Origin of the sequence: Rasiella sp. SM2506, from assembly GCF_050859505.1 — a bacterium.
GTDB lineage: Bacteria > Bacteroidota > Bacteroidia > Flavobacteriales > Flavobacteriaceae > Marinirhabdus.
This window is the reverse complement of record NZ_CP193934.1, coordinates 1,054,915-1,074,341: the sequence shown is the minus strand read 5'-3', so window position 1 is coordinate 1,074,341 and position 19,427 is coordinate 1,054,915. Positions and strand designations below refer to the sequence as shown.

Annotated in this window: 19 protein-coding genes; 13 read left to right on the top strand and 6 right to left on the bottom strand. The window is 37.2% G+C overall.

All coding sequences use genetic code 11. From position 1 onward, the window contains the following. Window positions 1-18 precede the first annotated feature (18 nt). The 8 genes from ACQ2HF_RS04955 (at window position 19) to ACQ2HF_RS04920 (ending at window position 7,323) form a co-directional block, all read left to right on the top strand. The gene (locus ACQ2HF_RS04955; protein ID WP_432412417.1) at window positions 19-546 is read left to right on the top strand and encodes a hypothetical protein; all 528 of its coding nucleotides are present in this window, start codon (window positions 19-21) and stop codon (window positions 544-546) included. A gap of 824 nt (window positions 547-1,370) precedes the next feature. Continuing rightward, complete coding sequence (locus ACQ2HF_RS04950; protein ID WP_432412416.1) at window positions 1,371-2,312, top strand: IS1595 family transposase; 942 nt, start codon at window positions 1,371-1,373, stop codon at window positions 2,310-2,312. Window positions 2,313-2,400: 88 nt separating this feature from the next. Beyond that, window positions 2,401-2,886 carry a hypothetical protein gene (locus tag ACQ2HF_RS04945; protein ID WP_432412415.1) on the top strand — a complete coding sequence of 162 codons (486 nt, stop codon included), beginning with the start codon at window positions 2,401-2,403 and terminating at the stop codon, window positions 2,884-2,886. Continuing rightward, a complete protein-coding gene (locus ACQ2HF_RS04940; RefSeq protein WP_432412414.1) occupies window positions 2,887-3,285 on the top strand; it encodes a hypothetical protein in 399 nt (132 codons plus the stop codon). Continuing rightward, window positions 3,275-3,397 carry a hypothetical protein gene (locus ACQ2HF_RS04935; protein ID WP_432412413.1) on the top strand — a complete coding sequence of 41 codons (123 nt, stop codon included), beginning with the start codon at window positions 3,275-3,277 and terminating at the stop codon, window positions 3,395-3,397. Before ACQ2HF_RS04940 ends, ACQ2HF_RS04935 begins: the two co-directional genes overlap by 11 nt. 749 nt (window positions 3,398-4,146) lie before the next feature. Beyond that, window positions 4,147-5,613, top strand: coding sequence for an ATP-binding protein (locus tag ACQ2HF_RS04930; RefSeq protein WP_432412412.1), 1,467 nt, complete (start codon window positions 4,147-4,149; stop codon window positions 5,611-5,613). 354 nt (window positions 5,614-5,967) lie between these two features. Further along, complete coding sequence (locus tag ACQ2HF_RS04925; RefSeq protein WP_432412411.1) at window positions 5,968-6,414, top strand: cytochrome c oxidase assembly factor Coa1 family protein; 447 nt, start codon at window positions 5,968-5,970, stop codon at window positions 6,412-6,414. A gap of 96 nt (window positions 6,415-6,510) precedes the next feature. Further along, on the top strand, window positions 6,511-7,323 hold the full coding sequence (locus ACQ2HF_RS04920; RefSeq protein ID WP_432412410.1) for a class I SAM-dependent methyltransferase: 813 nt from the start codon (window positions 6,511-6,513) through the stop codon (window positions 7,321-7,323). A gap of 27 nt (window positions 7,324-7,350) precedes the next feature. Here the strand turns inward: ACQ2HF_RS04920 and rseP are convergent, their stop codons facing one another. After that, window positions 7,351-8,676 (bottom strand): RIP metalloprotease RseP, encoded by a 1,326-nt coding sequence (gene rseP / locus ACQ2HF_RS04915; RefSeq protein ID WP_432412409.1) that lies wholly within the window; start codon window positions 8,674-8,676, stop codon window positions 7,351-7,353. A 177-nt stretch (window positions 8,677-8,853) separates the two neighbouring features. On the opposite strand from rseP, the gene ACQ2HF_RS04910 reads away from it, so the two are divergent. The 4 genes from ACQ2HF_RS04910 (at window position 8,854) to ACQ2HF_RS04895 (ending at window position 12,244) form a co-directional block, all read left to right on the top strand. Further along, window positions 8,854-9,519 (top strand): SCO family protein, encoded by a 666-nt coding sequence (locus ACQ2HF_RS04910; RefSeq protein WP_432412408.1) that lies wholly within the window; start codon window positions 8,854-8,856, stop codon window positions 9,517-9,519. Window positions 9,520-9,693: 174 nt separating this feature from the next. Then, on the top strand, window positions 9,694-9,921 hold the full coding sequence (locus ACQ2HF_RS04905) for a FeoA family protein (protein WP_432413053.1): 228 nt from the start codon (window positions 9,694-9,696) through the stop codon (window positions 9,919-9,921). Window positions 9,922-9,924: 3 nt separating this feature from the next. After that, a complete protein-coding gene (gene feoB / locus ACQ2HF_RS04900; protein WP_432412407.1) occupies window positions 9,925-12,024 on the top strand; it encodes a ferrous iron transport protein B in 2,100 nt (699 codons plus the stop codon). Window positions 12,025-12,085: 61 nt separating this feature from the next. After that, window positions 12,086-12,244 (top strand): hypothetical protein, encoded by a 159-nt coding sequence (locus ACQ2HF_RS04895; RefSeq protein WP_432412406.1) that lies wholly within the window; start codon window positions 12,086-12,088, stop codon window positions 12,242-12,244. 430 nt (window positions 12,245-12,674) lie between these two features. On the opposite strand, the gene ACQ2HF_RS04890 is transcribed toward ACQ2HF_RS04895, so the two are convergent. Together ACQ2HF_RS04890 and ACQ2HF_RS04885 are read right to left on the bottom strand one after the other, a co-directional pair. Then, the gene (locus tag ACQ2HF_RS04890; RefSeq protein ID WP_432412405.1) at window positions 12,675-15,158 is read right to left on the bottom strand and encodes a zinc-dependent metalloprotease; all 2,484 of its coding nucleotides are present in this window, start codon (window positions 15,156-15,158) and stop codon (window positions 12,675-12,677) included. Window positions 15,159-15,317: 159 nt separating this feature from the next. After that, the gene (locus ACQ2HF_RS04885; protein ID WP_432412404.1) at window positions 15,318-15,764 is read right to left on the bottom strand and encodes a hypothetical protein; all 447 of its coding nucleotides are present in this window, start codon (window positions 15,762-15,764) and stop codon (window positions 15,318-15,320) included. 161 nt (window positions 15,765-15,925) lie between these two features. On the opposite strand from ACQ2HF_RS04885, the gene ACQ2HF_RS04880 reads away from it, so the two are divergent. Beyond that, window positions 15,926-16,420 carry a CIA30 family protein gene (locus ACQ2HF_RS04880; protein ID WP_432412403.1) on the top strand — a complete coding sequence of 165 codons (495 nt, stop codon included), beginning with the start codon at window positions 15,926-15,928 and terminating at the stop codon, window positions 16,418-16,420. 207 nt (window positions 16,421-16,627) lie between these two features. On the opposite strand, the gene ACQ2HF_RS04875 is transcribed toward ACQ2HF_RS04880, so the two are convergent. From ACQ2HF_RS04875 to ACQ2HF_RS04865, 3 genes are read right to left on the bottom strand one after another with little or no spacing between them, the layout of a single operon-like run. Further along, window positions 16,628-17,788, bottom strand: coding sequence for a metal ABC transporter permease (locus ACQ2HF_RS04875; protein WP_432412402.1), 1,161 nt, complete (start codon window positions 17,786-17,788; stop codon window positions 16,628-16,630). Then, a complete protein-coding gene (locus ACQ2HF_RS04870) occupies window positions 17,781-18,905 on the bottom strand; it encodes a metal ABC transporter permease (protein WP_432412401.1) in 1,125 nt (374 codons plus the stop codon). Before ACQ2HF_RS04870 ends, ACQ2HF_RS04875 begins: the two co-directional genes overlap by 8 nt. 54 nt (window positions 18,906-18,959) lie before the next feature. Continuing rightward, the gene (locus tag ACQ2HF_RS04865) at window positions 18,960-19,325 is read right to left on the bottom strand and encodes a four helix bundle protein (RefSeq protein WP_432412400.1); all 366 of its coding nucleotides are present in this window, start codon (window positions 19,323-19,325) and stop codon (window positions 18,960-18,962) included. Between the last annotated feature and the right edge of the window lie 102 nt (window positions 19,326-19,427).

The window sequence follows — 19,427 nt, the reverse complement described above, 5'->3', positions numbered from 1 at the left end:
TTGTCGTAAGTTTACAACATGAAACAAGAACAGGTAGATTTTTACAAAACAAGGCTCAATGAACTTAGAGGCAGTTCTGACGTCATTGAGTATTTAGCTCTAAACAATCTAATAGGAGAGTTACAGTCTTACGTGTACAATGCTGAACTTAATAAGGTGGAAATCAATAGCAAGGTTAATGAGCCAAATCTGTTTGAGCCAGAATACAAGGAAAAAAAGAATGACGAACGTGATTCGGTTGACCTTTCTGATAATATTGTGGTTGGACTTTTAAGTCATTTAGAAAAAGCCGCCAACAGACAACAACTAATGGATGATTATAAGGCTAAGACTGGGATTGATAAAGAATTGAAATACATAATTCGTCACCAATATAAAATTGGCAACCTAGTTTTGGTGAAAATCAACAATAGCAGAAAATACTCTTACTATGCATTACCTGAATGGGTTGAAAATGGTAGTCTAAGTAAATCATATCTGCCGAACAAAAAATATACACCTTCAAACATCCACAGTGTTAGCGTACAATATAAAGATGATGAATAAAAAAAGCACCCTAAGGGTGCTCTAAAATAATTTTTCCGACGGGGGTTGAAGACTGTCTCATTTGCAGTAGTCGTGGAGTGCAATCCACTCTTAAACCGAGTTTAGCAGACTCAACCCGTCACAATACTAGAAGAAATCCTGTCGAGAATACCGCCAACCTTCCAAGTTGGAAACTGGCTCTCGGTGGGGTTTCTGTTTTACAAATATATGCATGTAAATATTAATATCCTAACAAAATATGGTTAAATGCAAAATAATTTAAGTTATTTTGCACAAGTATTAAATAACCTAAATTATTTTGCGCAACGATATTGACTCATTTTATGTAGTAATTAGTGACAATAAAGTTATTTGCTATGGTTTTAATCTGTCTGAATTACATAGAGAGTTTGTGAACAAGTATAATAGTAATACCAGATATGAACATTTTTATCGTAAGCTAAAGAAGCAAAACCCCTATCCATATCACAATAAGGTTGATAATAAAATTTATATTTTCCAAAGAGTAATAGGTCAATAGTGCTTGACCTTAAAAACTTTGTAATTTTTATAGGTTACGGGGTAGGTTTTTTTCCTTACGATTGTATTATAAGAATAGAAATCATTTCCATCTAGGAAATCACAAACCTTTTTCAAGTTTCCAAAAGTTCCCAAAACATTACAATCCTCAAGTAACACGAAGTATTCGAGGTTCTCTTGCCGTTCTTTATATGTAGTCATAGAGCAAATATAGTACAAAATATCATTTTAACCGAATATTATTGTATTATTACTTGTGAATATCAATATATTCGGTTATATTTGTATAACAAAACCAAGGAACTATGAACTTCAAATCACTAATACAGCTTTTAGATTACTTCAAAGAGGAAAGTACCTGCATTGAATATTACGAAAATGTAAGATGGGCTGGTGAGCCTGTTTGTCCTCATTGTGATAGTGATAAGACTCCTTATACTACAAAGAGAGGCTACAGATGTTCAGATAAAGAATGTAGAAAAGACTTCACGGTAAAGGTGGGTACTATCTTTGAGAATTCTAAAATTCCGTTACGTACTTGGTTCGGCGCTATTTTCTTAGCCACTAACCACAAGAAGGGTATCTCTAGCGTACAACTTGCAAGTGATTTAGGTATCACTCAAAAATCAGCATGGCACGTACTACATAGAATTAGAGAAATGCTGAAAGTAGAGGCTCCTGCAATGTTGGGTGATACCAATATGGTAGAGATTGACGAAGCGTACATTGGAAGCAAGGAAGGAAACAAGCACTTTAAAAAGCAACGTTCAAAAACAAATCCTTCATTAAACAATGACGGTACACCATACCAACCTAAAAGAATGGTAGTAGGCTTTGTTGAGCGAGGTGGGGACATTATTGTTAGACACGTAAAACGTGCTACCAATGAAGAAATTTTACCACTTATAGAAAAGCATATCGGGAAGGGTGCGGAAATCCATACGGACGAGAGCAGAATATACCACAGCGTAGGCAAAACGTACACGCATAGAACGGTAGTGCATTCAGCTAGTCAGTATGTAGTTGGCAACTGCCATACCAATACAATAGAGAACTTTTGGAGTCAGTTAAAGCGTGGAATTAATGGAATATACCACCACGTAAGCGAGAAGCATTTAGAGCGTTATTTAGACGAGTATGCGAACCGTTATAATACTAGAAACTTAACAAGTCAAGAGCGTTTCGAGTTGTTCTTAGGGCAAAGTGAGAGCGTTTTGAGTTATAAAAAATTGGTTGAAAATATTTAATATTTTTATAATTGTCGTTGTAATTAGAAAAAATTCCATATTTTTAATGCGTCAGTATAAATATATATTATACATTTGCACCCACTTTATGGAAAACACAGATGTAATTAACGGCGGGATACAAACCCCCGATACTTGGGAGGTTTCTGTTGATAAAAATTCAATATACACTAATGATGATGTTATCGATGCTTATTTAAGAGGCAAAGCTGACGGAGTTAAGGCAAATCATAACCTATTTGTTGATAAATTGAACGAGAATATCAAGAAATCGGCTTCTTTTACCAAGAGGATGATTACTTTTTTAAATCAAATTAAAATTAATCCTATTTCTGCTCATTTAAAGATTAATGCTTATAATGATTTTGTTATCCTTGTAACAATGTCAGAGGATGAGTTTATTTCGGAAAACTTTTTAGTTTCTTACGATTTTGCTTCAACTATTGAAGAAGAAGTTATGAGCGATGAATATTACAATGTAATGTTCATGTTCTCTGATAGAGAAAAAGAAGGTTTTAATACAAGTCTATTAGCGGCTGACGGCTTTTTCTTGGATTACAAAATGAAAAAGTAAGTGGCTAAAACTCATTCCAAGCACAATTTTGATGTTTGCGACTTTCTCTTACAGGACGGTAGGTTTTACGATTGGGTAATCACAACCGCTTTTTATTCTGCATTACACCACGTTCAAGAAGAAATATTTCCCTTTATTGATAAAGACGGTAACTCTTATTCTACTTTTGAACAATATTTTTCCAAATCAAGGAGAGATGGAAACAAAATATCAAAACATAAATTAACAATAAAGTTGGTGGAGCAGCAAATTAATGGAGCTGGAACACTATATCGACAATTACACGATATGTGTAGAACTTGTCGTTATAGAAATTATATTGTTAGTAAGAAAAAAGCTAATGTTGCGAAATCATATTTAGATAAAATATTAAAACTTTCTGCTTCAAATGGAGATTAAAAAACCAAATAAAACTAAAAAACATAAACAAAAGGACAATCTAAAGATAGAAGGTTCTTTCGACGATGTACTAAAGGCTTCAGTTCCCAAAAAGAAGAAGCCTAAGAAATAGCGTTACAGTTTTGGCTGTATAGTCTGGACGTTCCGAGTGAAAGCAATATCGGAGTATAGACAGGCGTTAAATGTTCCTTCAAATAGTGATAGTGGATTGTATCAAGGTAGTTTACTCAAACGCCCAATTCAAGATTCACGAAAAAAAATCAATCCCGATTTATTGTAGTAGAATTATCCACGCTTGTGGTAAGATGTATATAAGTGCCGTTTATAGTCGTTTATAATTGTTTGTAAGCGTTTGTTTCGCGCTTTAAGGTTGTTTTCACTAATATTTTCGTGAAAACTAAAATTGAAACTTTGTGTGTAAAAATTGTATTGATATTTTAAAGAATAAAGGGGCCAAACATATACTTGTGTAAAATTGTATAAAAGTCCCGATGTTTTAGCAACTTTTAGAAACTTGAAAAAGGTTTGTGATTTCCTAGACGGAAAAGATTTCTATGCTTATAATACAATCGTAACGAAAAAAACCTACCCCGTTACCTATAAAAATTACAAAGTTTTTAAGGTTAAGCATTATTAACAACTGTGAATAAGTTGTTTCTTGTCCTAATAATCAATTGTATATCTTTGAATCAATTGGTTTTACAGGGTTGTATGTAATATTCTTATATTTTTTATTTATCTAAGAAAAGTGTTAATTGTTAATAACTTTCTATTTACATCTGTTTTACTTAATTAGAAACGAGCAAAAAGACCTAACTACTTGATTTACAAGTAGTTTTTACTTAATTAGAAACGTTACGAATGTCAAATACATGGTTAAACAGAGGTATAGCTTTACTAGATCAAAGTCTTAATCCGATAACAAATGAGCTAAACGAGATTGATTGGAAAGAGAAGTTATCGCCAAATAAAGATAAATTAAAACAACACCTAGTTGCTTTTGCAAACTTATCAGGAGGTGGGTTCTTGGTTTTTGGAATAAGAGATTCTGACGCTAAAGTTATCGGCTTATCAAATGATGATGCCGCAAAAGTTGTAGATAGATTAACAAGCCTTGGAAGAGACGCAATAGATCCTCCACTTTTAATTGAGCATCGCTCATTAGAATACGAAGGAAAGCCAATACTTTTTGTTTATATAAAAGAAAGTATGGTTAAGCCAGCACATGAAAAAGGAACTTCATTAGAAAATACATTTATACGTTCAGGAGGGACAACAAGAAAAGCTTCAAGACAAGAAATAGGGGCTTTATTTTTACATAGCAAAACCCCTCAATTTGAGGAATTACGCTGTTCTGAATTGATGAGTGGAGAGCAAGTTCTTGATTTGTTGGATTATAAAAAAATTGCAGAGTTATTAAATTATCGTCTTTCAAGTGTAAATTCAGAAATTTTAAATTGGATGCATTCTGAAAAACTAATTGAATCAGTTGATAATGGTGGATATTACATAACTAATTTTGGAGCTTTAGCGTCTGCAAAAGATTTAAGTAGGTTTGATTCTTTATCAAGAAAATCTATAAGGCTTATCAAATATGAAGGAAAAAACAAAACAGGAACAGCGAAGGAATGGACGGGAAATAAAGGTTATGCAATTCGTTTTTCAGAATTAATAGAATATATTTTAGATAAACTTCCTAGTAGCGAAATTATCGAAAAAGCATTAAGAAAAACTACGGCAATTTATCCCGAATTAGCGATAAGAGAACTTGTTGCCAATGCATTAATACATCAAGATTTTTCTATAAGAGGAACAAGTCCTATGATTGAAATATTTGATGATAGATTAGAAATAACAAATCCAGGTAAGTTATTGCCCACTAAAAAAATAGACAGGCTAATAGGAACTTCGCCAGAGTCCAGAAACGAAATATTAGCCAAGGCATTTAGAAAATATGGAATATGTGAAGAAAGGGGTTCGGGTTTTGTAAAATCTGTTGCTTCAATAGAATTTTTTGGACTTCCTCCATTAAGATTTATTGAAGGAGCAAATTCTTTTAAAGTTATAATGTATAGCCCTAGAAAATTTTCAGAGATGAGCCAAGACGAAAGAATTGAAGCTGTCTACCAACATAGCGTAATTCAATTCCTCTCAAACAGTTCTTTAACAAATAACTCTCTTAGGGAAAGATTAAGGATGAACACGAAGCAAAGACCACAAATTTCCTTATTGATAAAGCAAGCAATTGAACTTGGTAGAATTAAGCCAGAAGACCCAAACAATTCTTCTACAAAGTTTTCAAAATATATACCTTTTTGGGCAGTATAAAATATTTAACTAATTTTTTTGCTGAGGTTTGTGGTGCTTTGTATATAAGTGCCTTATAAAGGGGCGACTGTATATTTATTTAACTCAACAGGTATGAAATTTGTCTATTTCTGCTATTAATCAATAGAGAACATTGGAAAGTCACACTAATAAAATATGAGTTAATGGGGAAACATTATTATATTAGTGATGCGCAAATAGAAAAAGGTGAAATTATTTTCAATAGAAGAATATCCAACCTATTTAATGAACACGAATGAAGGGATCGTATTCAGTATAATTCAATTCTTGGATTAGCGAATCCCTCAACATCTCAAATTTTGACTACGTAAATAAAATTAAATCACCTACCGAATGAATAATGAACTTCTTCAAAAAAAAAGTTGGTGGAAACGAAACTGGAAATGGCTCGTGGGCTTCAGTGCTCTGCTTCTTATTTCAACTATAATTTTTTTTACATCCAACATGGAGAGCATCACAACCAATTTGGTTCAAGCCTATGCAGACCCAGAGCTGTATGAAAATGCGCTAAAAAAAGTAAAAGCCGATAAAAGAGTTACGGAATTACTAGGAGACATTCAACCTATAGACAAGCTTGCAATTTTGGAAGGACAGGTTGCATATAGTGACCATGCTAATACGGTTCAATCGACGGTTCGGATAATTGGAGACAAAGGGAAAGCAAATATGGATATTTCAGCAGAGCGAATCAATACTATCTGGAAGTATACGAAAATTAATATTCGCATTAAAAATCCACCCGAAAACAAACAAACTATTGAAATTGATACAGCCGAATAAAACAGCACAAAATATTCCAATACCCACTCCATTCGAAAATCTCCAAATATCTTCCTATCTTACACCTAGTTTCATACATACTTTACCACACCCATTATGGCAAAAACTTCACAACCCTACATCTTAGGCACCGATTCTCAAGAACTACACCGCTTGGGTGTGCAACATCAAATCTGGGCTAGTGAAGCCCAACAAGGTTGGAAAAATGCCGGTTTTGCCGCTGGGCACACCATTTTAGATTTAGGCTGTGGCCCTGGGTTTTGCACGAAGGAATTGGCTTACATCGTAGGTGAAAGTGGAAAAGTACTCGGTGTAGATCTGGACGAAGGTTACATACAGCACCTTACCCAGGTTGCAGATTTGTATCATTTGAATATTGATGGAATTTGCTCAGATTTTAACGATTTACAACTTAAACCAAATTCGATTGATGGCTTGTATAGCCGTTGGGCACTTGCGTGGGTTCCTAACGCGAAGGAAATTTTACAAAAAACATATGACGCTTTAAAACCCGGCGGGAAAATGGTGCTTCAGGAATACTACGATTGGAGTACCCACCAAACTGAACCGCAGCTTCCTGGGTTAAGCAAAGCGATAGCAGCTTGCCTAAAAAGTTTTAAAGATCAAAAAGGTGAAATTGATATAGGAAGAGAACTTCCCAGAATCTTAGCTGAATTAGGAATGAAAGTAACCAGCATTCGTTTAATTCCAAAATTGGCAACGCCAGAAAATCTAATCTGGCAATGGCCTAAAACTTTTTATTATAGCTACTTCCCGCGATTAGTACACATGGGTCTTTTAACCGAAGCAGAAGCAAAACAGGCTTTTGAAGATCATAAAACGCTCGAAAAAGATAAAAACACAACACTTTTTTGCCCTATGATGGTAGAAGTAATTGCTGAAAAGTAATCTTTTAATTTTATCGAAAAATAAATCCTATTCAAACAACCATCTATAAATATCGTTTCCATTGGCAAACAATACCAGACCAATTAAGAGAAAGAAACCTGCCATTTGGGCAATTTCCATAAACTTATCGTTAGGCTTGCGACCCGAAATCATTTCATACAACAAGAACATTACATGACCTCCATCCAGTGCTGGAATAGGAAGTATGTTCATAAATGCTAAAATGATAGAAATAAGCGCCGTCGTCATCCAAAAACTGGTCCAGTTCCAGGTGTCTGGAAAGAGGTTTCCGATAGCTCCAAAACCACCCACTTGGGTAGCTCCTTTTGAAGTAAACACATATTTAAATTGGTATACATAGTCTTTTAAGATGTTGTATCCGTAGCTTATTCCGCCACCTATACTTTCGCCAAAGGTATAGTCTATCTGCTGAAAATTATTAGTGTATTCTCTTGCCAGGTTATTAATTCCTAACTGGCCATTTTCGTTTGGAGTAACCGTAAATTCTTTTGTTTCACCGTTTCTAATCACCGTTATCGCAACTGGTTTTTCGGGATTTGAACCTACCGCTTCAGACATGCTTCTAAAAGTGTTCACATCGGTTCCGTTTACTTGTAAAACGCGATCGCCAACCTGCAAAGCCGATTTTCCTGCAGGATAGTCTGGATAAATAGTATCAATAACCGTGGTACGCATTGGCTGGAAGGGTTCCAAATCGCCTGCTTTAAACATGGTCATCCCAATTTCTTCTGGCAATGCTAAGGTTTCTGTAGTTCCATCTGGATGTTGTACGGTAATATTGTTAACATCACGTAAAAACAAGAAACGGTTCAAATTGTTCATGTTTTCAAAATCTTTTCCGTTTACTTGTAGTACCTGGTCACCATCTTGAAAGCCTAAATCCTTAAATTCCTGTGATACTGAAAATCCGTTAGGCAAATTATCATTGGTCACTATTTTTTGACCGTTGTTATAGAAAACAAAGATATAAATGAGCATTCCCACGATAATATTTACCGTAACACCTCCTAACATTATAATTAATCGTTGCCAGGCCGGCTTGCTTCTAAACTCCCAAGGTTGTGGCGGTAGCGCCATTTGTTCCTTGTCCATACTCTCATCTATCATTCCGGCAATTTTCACATAGCCTCCTAGTGGCAACCAACCAATCCCATAGGTAGTTTCGCCAATTTTTTTCTTTACCAGCGCAAACTTTACATCAAAAAACAGGAAGAATTTCTCTACTCTTGTTTTAAAAATCTTGGCTGGAATAAAGTGCCCCAATTCGTGAAGTACGATTAATAAAGATAAACTTAATAATAGCTGGATTGCTTTAACGGCAAATGGACTCATAATCTCTCTTCTTGTAGTTGCAGGTATTCTGCAAATTTGAAGCCACAAAAGTAACCTTTTGGCGCTTCATTTAAAAATAAATTAAAACTGCTGTATTGGACGGTAAAAACTATTGGGCGTTACACTTTTAGTTTCCCCATTTGAGTTGTAATTTTGCTGAAAATTCTACGGAAGTCTATGCTTCAATTCTTTTCAAAATACAAGTTTTTTTTAGGAGTGCTTCTAGTGCTTTCCATCCTAATTATCTCCATTATCTATTCAATTTTAAAGCCGAAGGAGATATTGCCCATCTTTCAACCAGCCGAAGTAAATGCCGAGTTGGTAGATAGTACACTTCATTATAAAAAGAAGTATCATATCATAGCCGATTTCAGTCTAAAAAATCAGAATGGAGAAACCATAACCCAGGCCAACTATAAAGATAAAATTTATGTCGCCGATTTCTTCTTTACCACCTGCCAGACCATTTGCCCAATTATGACGGATCATATGGCGCAAATTCAACAAAAACTGAAAGACGACGACGTTCTACTGCTCTCCCACACCGTCATGCCCGAAATAGATACAGTAGCTCAATTAAAAAAATACGCTTTAGAAAAAGGAGTAAAAGATTCTAAATGGAACCTAGTAACGGGCGATAAAAAACAAATTTACGACCTGGCAAGAAAAAGTTATCTAGCTGCAAAAGATGTTCCCTACAGCCCCTACGAACTTATTCATACCGAAAATTTTGTTTTAGTAGATAAAAAGAAACGCATTCGTGGATTTTACGACGGCACCCTTCCTGAAGATATTGACAGATTGTTGCACGACATTGAAGTGTTGAAGGCTGAGTCTCCCTAACCCCCAATGAGGGAACCAGCACCGAAATTTCTCCAAGCTAGCAATCAAATTCCTAGTTAAAAAACACCTTAACTTCTCAACGTTAAATTCTTCAACTCATTTTTCCCACAGCAATCTTGGCAGACAATTCCAAAACACGTACTTTTGCCTTGTTTAAAATCAGTCTAAATAAACATTATGCTAACAATCGCCCACTTAAAGCGAGGTCAACGCGCCATCATCAAGTCTTTTGAGGTGGAAAACGTGCCGTTAAAGCTTTTGGAAATGGGGTGTTTACCAGGCAATGAAGTGATGGTAGTACAACAGGCGCCTTTTCGGGATCCACTATATTTAAATATTAACGGCAGCCACTTGGCAATACGAAAGGAAACTGCCGCCCTTATTGAAATTGAACTTATTTAAGGTATGGCCAGGCAGATTAACGTAGCACTTATAGGAAACCCGAATACTGGAAAAACTTCTGTTTTCAACAGGTTAACGGGCTTAAACCAGCAAGTAGGAAACTACCCTGGTATTACCGTTGAGAAAAAACAAGGAATCTGTAAACTCGATCGTGGGTTAAAAGCCCATATTATTGATCTTCCGGGTACGTATAGTTTAAACGCTTCTTCTCTGGACGAAAATGTTGTAATCGAGCTACTTTTAAATAAAAACGATAAAGATTTTCCAGATGTCGCCATTGTCGTTGCAGACGTTGAAAACCTAAAACGAAATCTCCTTCTTTTCACTCAAATTAAAGACTTGGGAATTCCAACCATTCTTGCCATAAACATGGCAGATAGAATGAAACGGAAGGCTATTACAATAGACATAGAAGCGCTGGAAGAGCGCTTAGAAACAAAGGTTGTTCTTGTAAGTTCAAGAAAAAATAAAGGTTTTGATACGCTCAAAGAATTGGTGGTAAACCATTCCCTGCTTTCCACCAAACCTTGTGTAAATTCGTCTGTTATTGCACCCGAATATTTTGACCGACTTAAAAAAGCATTTCCAAATCAAGATTTGTATAAGCTTTGGTTGGTAATTACACAGGACGTAAACTTCGGAAAACTGGAACGTCGTGAGGTAAAAGGAATTGCTACATTTCAGACTGAAAGTAAAAGTAACCTGAAACGCCTTCAGCAAAAAGAAACCATTGCGCGATATCAATTTATAAATGGTGTTTTAAAAGAGGCACTCACCATTGACACTGCAAACGCGAAAGACTTCCGAAGCAGGTTGGATCGCGTACTCACTCACAAAGTGTGGGGGTATGTTATCTTCTTAGGAATATTAATGCTCATCTTTCAAGCAATTTTTGATTGGAGTAGTTATCCAATGGATTTTATAGACACCTCATTTGCGCAGCTTAGCGAATGGGTAAAAAACACATTGCCACCAGGGGATTTCACCAACTTATTGGCCGAAGGAATTATTTCAGGATTGGGCGGTATCATCATTTTTATTCCGCAGATTGCGTTCCTTTTTCTCTTTATTGCCATTCTCGAAGAAAGTGGGTATATGAGCCGTGTGGTGTTTTTAATGGACCGTATCATGCGTCGGTTTGGACTGAGTGGTAAAAGTGTAGTGCCGTTAATTTCAGGAACTGCCTGTGCTATCCCCGCCATCATGGCCACCAGAAATATTGAAAGCTGGAAAGAACGACTAATCACTATTTTGGTAACGCCATTTACTACCTGTTCGGCTAGATTGCCTGTATATCTCATTATTATTGCCTTGGTAATTCCCGACCAACGTGTGTTAGGAATTTTCAGCTTACAAGGACTTACGTTAATGTTTTTATACCTGCTTGGTTTTGGTGCGGCGCTATTTTCGGCCTGGTTACTCAACAAACTTTTAAAGATTAAAAGCAAAACATTCTTTGTAGTAGAAATGCCCAACTACAAAGTACCCATGTTTAAAAACGTAGCCATTACGGTGATCGAAAAAACCAAATCGTTTGTTTTGGGAGCTGGTAAGATTATTTTGGCCATCTCCATTATTTTGTGGGTGCTGGCTAGTTATGGACCAGGTGACTTTAAGAAAGCTTCGGAACTAGTTGCACAAGAAAATAGTACCACCAACCTTACTGAAGAAGAGTTAGAAACAAAAATAGCTGCTTTCAAACTGGAAAAAAGTTACATAGGTATTATGGGAAAAGCCATTGAACCTGCTGTAGCGCCTCTTGGATACGATTGGAAAATAGGGATTGCCATTGTAAGTTCATTTGCCGCCCGGGAAGTATTTGTAGGAACACTCGCCACAATTTACAGCGTAGGAAGCGAAGAAGAAGAAACCATAAAAAATAGAATGGCTGCTGAAGTAAATCCAGTTCTAGGCACTCCAAGATTTAATTTTGCGAGTGGGGTTTCACTTTTACTGTTTTATGCCTTTGCGATGCAATGTATGAGTACCCTGGCAGTAGTAAAACGCGAAACCAATAGCTGGAAATGGCCTGCGTGGCAGTTATTAGTAATGAGTGCCATTGCATACGTAGTCGCACTGGGCGCGTATCAATTTTTAAAGTAAGCATTTCACTATCGCCTTAAGAGCTGTAACGCCATACGTTTAATTTTTATACCTTTGTATTATGCAAACCATATTAGTAATTATAACCTTTATCATTGCCATGGGCTACCTGCTCAGAAAATTTGTATGGACGCCTGTTTTTGAATCCCGAAATGCTTCTTCAGGCACCCTAGACGGGAACAAAACTAAATGTGGCAAGAAGGATTGTGGTTGTCACTAGGGTTAAAATCCTAAATAAGGCAAAACCCAAATTCCAAAAAATTATAGCATCCCCATTTACTTTTTAACCGAAATATTGAGGTTGAAGACCATACTTCTCTGTGTGTTTCTGCAAATCTCTGCGTAATAAAGTTTTACTTTCTTTTAAGCACTCCAATATACAATAAGAACCAACGTACTAATTAAAATTAGAATAGTTAGAACGGTAATCACCTCTGATTTCCATTTATTTTTAAACCAACTCTTAATGCTAAAATACAGCAAGATGGGAACCAAAGCTATAAAAGGAATGGTTAACAATTCTATAAAAATTCCTATCAAAGCAGCCTCCACTTTATAAGCCCACAACATTTGCAAGCCTATAAAATAAAGTAGCGCAACACTACTTAAAATAAAGCGTATTTTTTTAGGTGAAACAGAAATGGTTGCTATTATTTTTCAGGGTTTAAAATCTGTTCTATTCGTGCAATGGCATCTTCGTAATGATACTTTGTTACGGTATTTACACCACGATTTTTAGCCAAGTTCAATTGTCGTTGCAGGGTTACCAATTCTCCTCGTACTAACGGACGAACATCGCTTGTGTTTACATCAAAAGTTAGCGTGCCTTCAAAACCTATTCTTCCTCCTCTTGCCGTTGGGCCTTTATCGGTCATTAAGTATTCCATTCTGTCCAGGTAAGAACGTTGTAGATTTCTTCTGTAAATATCTACGTTACCTCCTTTTTTGGCTTCGCTCCAGAGTCCGGTGCGTACATCCTGCAGCATTTCTAATGCTGAATAATAATTAGCATTGGTTGTTTCAGCATCTATTAAACGACCTAATCTGTCAAAACTCAACAAATTATCTAAATGACGAGTTTGTAAACGGCGCATACGTTCAAAATAACCCGCGTGATCTATATTTTGTAAAATCGCTGGATCCAGCAACCAATCGGGTGTGTTAAATGCATTGTCTTGCAACCATTGCATAGATTGTTGTTGTTCGGTTTTGCTTAGATGTGTGTAGATAGTTCCACTTTGTTTAGGTGTTTTTATGTTTTCATAAATCCCCCCTACATTGGTCACTACATGACCTACGTAACGACTCCAAACACCAAGCATTTCTCCATAGAGTTCTTCTAAATCGTTATAATTATTCGTGCGGTCGCTGGTCCATTTTGGAAGGTTAGCGGCTACATATTTTAGGTTTTTAAGTCCGTAATCACTTGCTTTCATTGGGTTGTCGCCAATGCCTTCGGTTTGCGATTGTGGATCGAAACGACTAGATTGTCTTCCAAATTTATAAATAGGGTCGTCTCCTTTTTCTTCAATCCATTTGTCTAAGGTTGCTTTTTCAGCTTCAGGAAAATTAGCCGTTGGAATTACACGGTAGCCCCAATTTGTGGCATAGTGATCGTAGGGTCCCATTTGACGGATAAATCGGATATTTTTGTCGCCAGGCTGTGCAATATAATTGTAGCGCGCATAATCCATTAAACTGGCGGCAATTCCGTTTTTCTGGGTGAAATCTCCATCTCTATAATCTTCTACATCATACGCATAACTTGCTGCCATGTTGTGTGGAAATCCTAAAGCGTGCCCTACTTCGTGAGCAATTACCATGCGCATCATTTCACCAATTTCGTCATCGGCCGTGTTTAAGGTTCTTGCAGATGGATTGGCAGCACCCGTTTCCAGCATATAGCGATTTCTATAACTACGCAAGTGATTGTGGTACCAAATAATATCGCTTTCAATAATTTCACCACTTCTGGGGTCAGACACACTTGGTCCCACCGCATTCCTAGTCGTGCTGGCAACATAACGCACCACCGAATACCGAATATCTTCCGGGCTAAACTCCGGATCTTCCTCAAACGTTGGCGCATCTTTGGCAATAATGGCGTTTTTAAACCCCGCAGATTCAAACGGCTTTTGCCAGTCTTCTATCCCTTGTTTAATATATTTCTGAAGGCTCTCTGGTGTGCCAGGATCCAGATAATACACAATAGGTTTTACGGGTTCTACCAACTCACCACGTGCATAGGCAGCGGGATCTTTGGGCTCCAGTCTCCAACGGCGGATATAGGTTTTCTCGTCTGCCTTCAGTTCATCACTTCCAAAATCGAACTGACTTACCGTAAAAAATCCAACACGTGGATCGAATAATCTGGGCTGCATAGGTTCTTCCGGAAGTAAAATCATGGACTGATTCATTTGCAAACTGATGCTTTCGGTAGCTGAATTTGAAGGAGGCTCCGAAGCTTCATAGGTCATATCTTGTTTTACTTCAATGTTTAATGGGAAGCTTTTTACGCTGTTAATGAAACTTCGGCTGGCGTCCAATTTCTTTACCTTGTATTGTTTTCGAAGTCTTGCTCCCAATCCGCTAATAGCTTTTACATCTTCGGTAAAAAATTTGGTCACCTCTATCACCACAGCTGTGCTGTCTTTATTTATGGCCGCAATATCGAAGGCGTACAAGGTAGGTTCGTAATTATTCACCAATACCGATTTGCTAATGGCCTTGGTGCTATCTGCAATGTTGGTGTAGCTTTTTACCTTCAGTAGTAGTTTGTCCTGAAAACGCTCCCAATGTACTACCTGTTCGTTTGTTTTGGAACCCGCATTTACGTAACCGCCGCCCAAGCCCGTTGGAATTTGTGCAATACGGCTTACCCAAAGCATGTCCTTTTTATAAAGTTTTGCAGGGATTTCGTAGAAAAATTTGTCCTCAACCCTGTGTATAACAAACAACCCACTATCGCTTACAGCTTCTTTAGTGATTACTTTATCATAGGGTTTTATACCATCCTTTTTATCTTTTTTGTTGGCAGCAGTCTCAGCTGCATTGGGTGTTTTATTTTTTTTAGTGAAAATTCCGCAAGAAGTGATAAGTGCAGAAAATAATAGAAGCGCAAAGACCTTTTTCATCCGTGTAAAATATTAAATAATGAAGATGGAATACCCAACTTTTTATTTCAGCTGAATTCAACCAAAATTAGCGGGCATTTCATGTTAGTACGTTTTGCTGAACAAAATACGCATAACAACATAAAAAACCAACGAATGCAGAAGCATCTTTTAAACGTATTAGTTGCTCACTTCTAGCGTCAATTGGTACGCTAAATTAGTAGTGCCGGAGTCTTTACTAGGATAGGGATTAATACCTGTAGCAGTAATGGTAGTTTTTCCACTTTTATAGAAGGTGTGGTTCTCAATTTCGCCATTTTGAAGTTTGCCGAAGATGATTTCACTTTGAACAACATCCATCCCAGCCTGGCTGGTTTCCACCAAAAGTTTTGCTCTTCCCTGCCAGATACAGGTAGTGCCTGTGGGACAGCGAGAGTCTTCCAGCACTTCTTTAAACTGAATTTGCAGTTCGCCTACTTTTTTACGTTCGCCTACTGCAAGCGTAATGGTGCCATTTTCTTTTTCTATTGAAGTTTCTGTAGTGTTTGCCGAACTCTCGTCAGAAGTTGTTTTTGGAGTGCCACAAGCAGCTGCGGCAATAAATGCTAGTAAGATAAATTTGAACATGGTTCTCATTTTTATGATTAGTAAAAGTAACAGAAATTATAATGCGTAAACGTTATAGTTTCTATAAATAGGGTACTGTAAAACCGAAGAAACCCTAACTTTAGGATCCATAGACCTCTTATATCATGAAGCTTCTCTTCACATTTTTAATATTCTTTACTATGCCAACAATACCTGTATTATTTGACTTCACCACCACTTCAAACCTGGCCAATTGGCGCATTGTAAACGATGATGTGATGGGAGGAAGATCCAACGGAAATTTTTCATTAAATGATGAAGGTCACGGAGTATTCTCTGGTGTTATTTCGCTTGAGAATAACGGCGGATTTTCATCTGTACGGTATAATTTTAAAGAAGTTTCAGTTTCCGAAAACTCTAAAATAGGTATCCGTCTGAAAGGTGATGGGAAACAATATCAATTTCGGGTAAAGCACAATTCAAATGAAGATTATAGCTATATTTTTCCTTTCAAAACTTCAGGTGAATGGGAAACAGTAGAAATTAATTTGAAAGATATGTACCCTTCTTTTCGTGGCAGGAAATTGGATAGGCCTAATTTTTCAGAAGACAGCATGGAAGAATTGGTTTTCTTAATCGGAAATAAAAAAGAAGAAACGTTCAAATTATTATTAGATAAAATCGAGTTGAAGTAAAATATTGAATATTCTCTGTGTGCAAAATTGTTTTTAGTGTTGCCAGTTTCATCAAATTTGGATCTACTTAATGAAGGTTTCGACTGCGCTCAACCAGACATTCGTAAGATTAGTCGAATTATTTTTATGTAACCTAATAAGTCCTGTGTCCTGTGTCAAAAAAAGACCCCAGTCTTTTTAAGCCTTGAGTCTACAAACAAACGAACGTTATCCCCGAAACAAAAAGAAATCATCTTTCATAGGTTCAATCTTTTCATCTTTGTTGGTGATGATATATTCCAGCGCAAGATCTGTAAATTGTTTTCCCTTTTCGGTTAAGGAAACTACCTGGTGATCAATCTCTATCATATTATTTTTCAGGGCGAGATTCAACACTGTTTTCGACCTAACTTTTTGCCAATTAATGTGTTCTTGAAGGTGATTAATATGACGTTCTTCCACTTCGGTATGATTGTTTAAGTGAAGCAGAAACGTGAGTAGTGAAACTTCGGTACGTTGCTGTTTCTGGCGGTATAAAACGGCGATGAGACCTTTCCGCGGAGCGAATAAATACACGATTAAAAACACAATTCCCAGCATAGTACTCATACTTCCAGAAATAGAAGCATCCAGTATATTAGCCATCCAATACCCCGCAATGGCCGAAAACACACCAAAAATCACAGACAACACCAGCATTTTCTTTAAATCTGAAGTCAGTAAATAGGCTGTTGCTGCCGGAGCAATCATTAATGCCACTACCAAAATAGCGCCCACGGCATCAAAAGCACCTACCACTGTCACGGAACTTATAGACATTAACCCGTAGTGCATTAGAACAGGCGAAATTCCCAAAGCTGAAGACAATCCAACATCGAAGGTGCTTACTTTTAGTTCTTTGTAAAAAAGTAAAAGTAGCGCTACAATTATGAGTAAAATACTCCCCATGATCCAAAGCGATTTGGGACCTACGTCCATTCCGCCCATGATGAGCCTGTCAAATGGCGCAAAGGCTAACTCTCCCAATAAAACAGCATCCACGTCTAAGTGAACATCGTTTGCATTTTTGGCGATTAAAATCACTCCAATACTAAAGAGCGCGGGAAACACTAACCCAATTGCCGTGTCTTCCTTCACCATGCCTGTTTTTTGAATAGCTTCCACAAGCACTACGGTTATCACTCCGGTAAGTGCTGCCAATAAAATCAGTAAAGGCGAATTGAGGTCTTGTGTAATAAAAAACCCGAGTACAATTCCTGGTAAAATTGAATGACTTATGGCATCACTAATGAGCGCCATTTTCCGAAGTACCAAAAACACCCCTGGAATCGCACAAGCAATGGCTACCACGGCAGCAATGAGCTGTATTTCTATTTGCGGACTAGTCATTTGGCAAAGGTTGGTTGTATAAATTTTCGGCTTTTATGAATCCCTCTTGCGTCAAAGACCATTCTTGTCCAGAGAGCGTAATCCATTCTTTTTCTTCTAATTGTTGCAGGCTTTTTTTTGTAAACCCTTGAAAATTGTTCAGGATTCTAATGGCGTGTGGGTGCGAAATATCTTTGTGCGTCTTTACAACATCGTACATAAACTGAAGTGTTTTCTGCAATTGCAAATCTCTTCTATTCTGTCTAAACCGAAGCTGCTTAAACAACAAACCCCGTCCTGGAGAAAAAATAAAAGAAATTAACACGAATACCGAAGCCACCAATACAATTACTGGGCCTGTAGAAAGGTTGTTCTGCGAAGCACTAATGGCCGTTCCGAAGACACCCGAAAAAGCACCAAAGATAGCGGCAATAAATATCATGGTGCTCAGTTTATTAGTCCATTGTCTAGCTGCTGCTGCCGGAGCCAATAGCATCGCACTCATTAAAACCACGCCCACGGTTTGCAACCCCAAAACGATGGCGAGTACAATAAAAAAAGTAATGAGCGCATCAATAAATTTTGTGTTGAATCCAAGGGTTTTAGTATAGTCTGCGTCAAACAACATAATTTTAAATTCTTTCCAGAAAAGCAATAAGATAAAAAGTGCTACCCCTGTAACTACCGCCATTAATAGTACATCACTCTCCACTAAAGTCGCCGCTTGACCAAATAAGTATTTGTCCAGTCCTGCTTGGTTGGCGTTGGGTTGTTTTTGGATAAACGTAAGTAACAACATCCCGAAGCCAAAGAAAAGCGACAAGATTAATCCAAGCGCAGTATCGGTTTTTAAATGGGTGTTTTTTATAATGCCGCGAATCCAAAAAGTTCCAAGTAAACCACTTACCAAAGCTCCCAGTAACAACGTATTTGTATCCTTTGCACCTGTAATTAAAAATGCTACCGCAATTCCAGGTAAAGCTGCATGACTAATGGCATCGCCTAACAAAGCTTGTTTCCGAAGTACCGCAAAACTCCCCAACATCCCGCAAATAGCCCCCAATACCGCCGTCCCTAGCGTAATAGTGCGAAGGGTGTAATCTGTAAAGACAAGTTCGAAATATTCGATTATATTCATAATAGCTGATAGTTGGTAGGACGCTTCGCTTGTTGGACGCTGGCGCTTGTAGCTTTATTTGGTTTTTAATTTTTTTCTGAGACCTGCAATCATTTTAGATAATTCTTCAAGATTTAGACGAAGGGTATTATCCATTTCTTCGGAAATATAACCCTGTCTTCTAGCCGCGGTCGAGCAGGTTACACACTCTTTAACCGAATCCCAGGCCATTTTTAAATATCGGTTAAATTGTTTGTCGGTATCCCCATGACCTTCGCTTATATTCAGACAAATTGAAAGAGACGCCCTCTTAAATTGAGAGGTTAGGTTGTATAATTCATCTTTAGGAAACGAACGAGTAATTTCATACACCAAGTCCATAAAATCCAAAGATTTTTGATACACAATAAGTTTCTCAAAATTAAAGATTACTTTTTTCATTATTATTTTTAATTAAAGCTTCGCGCCATATAAGTGAGCAAAAAACTACTAGTCGCTAGTGAACGAAGTGAACAGAAAAAGCTACAAGCAAAGCGTCCTACC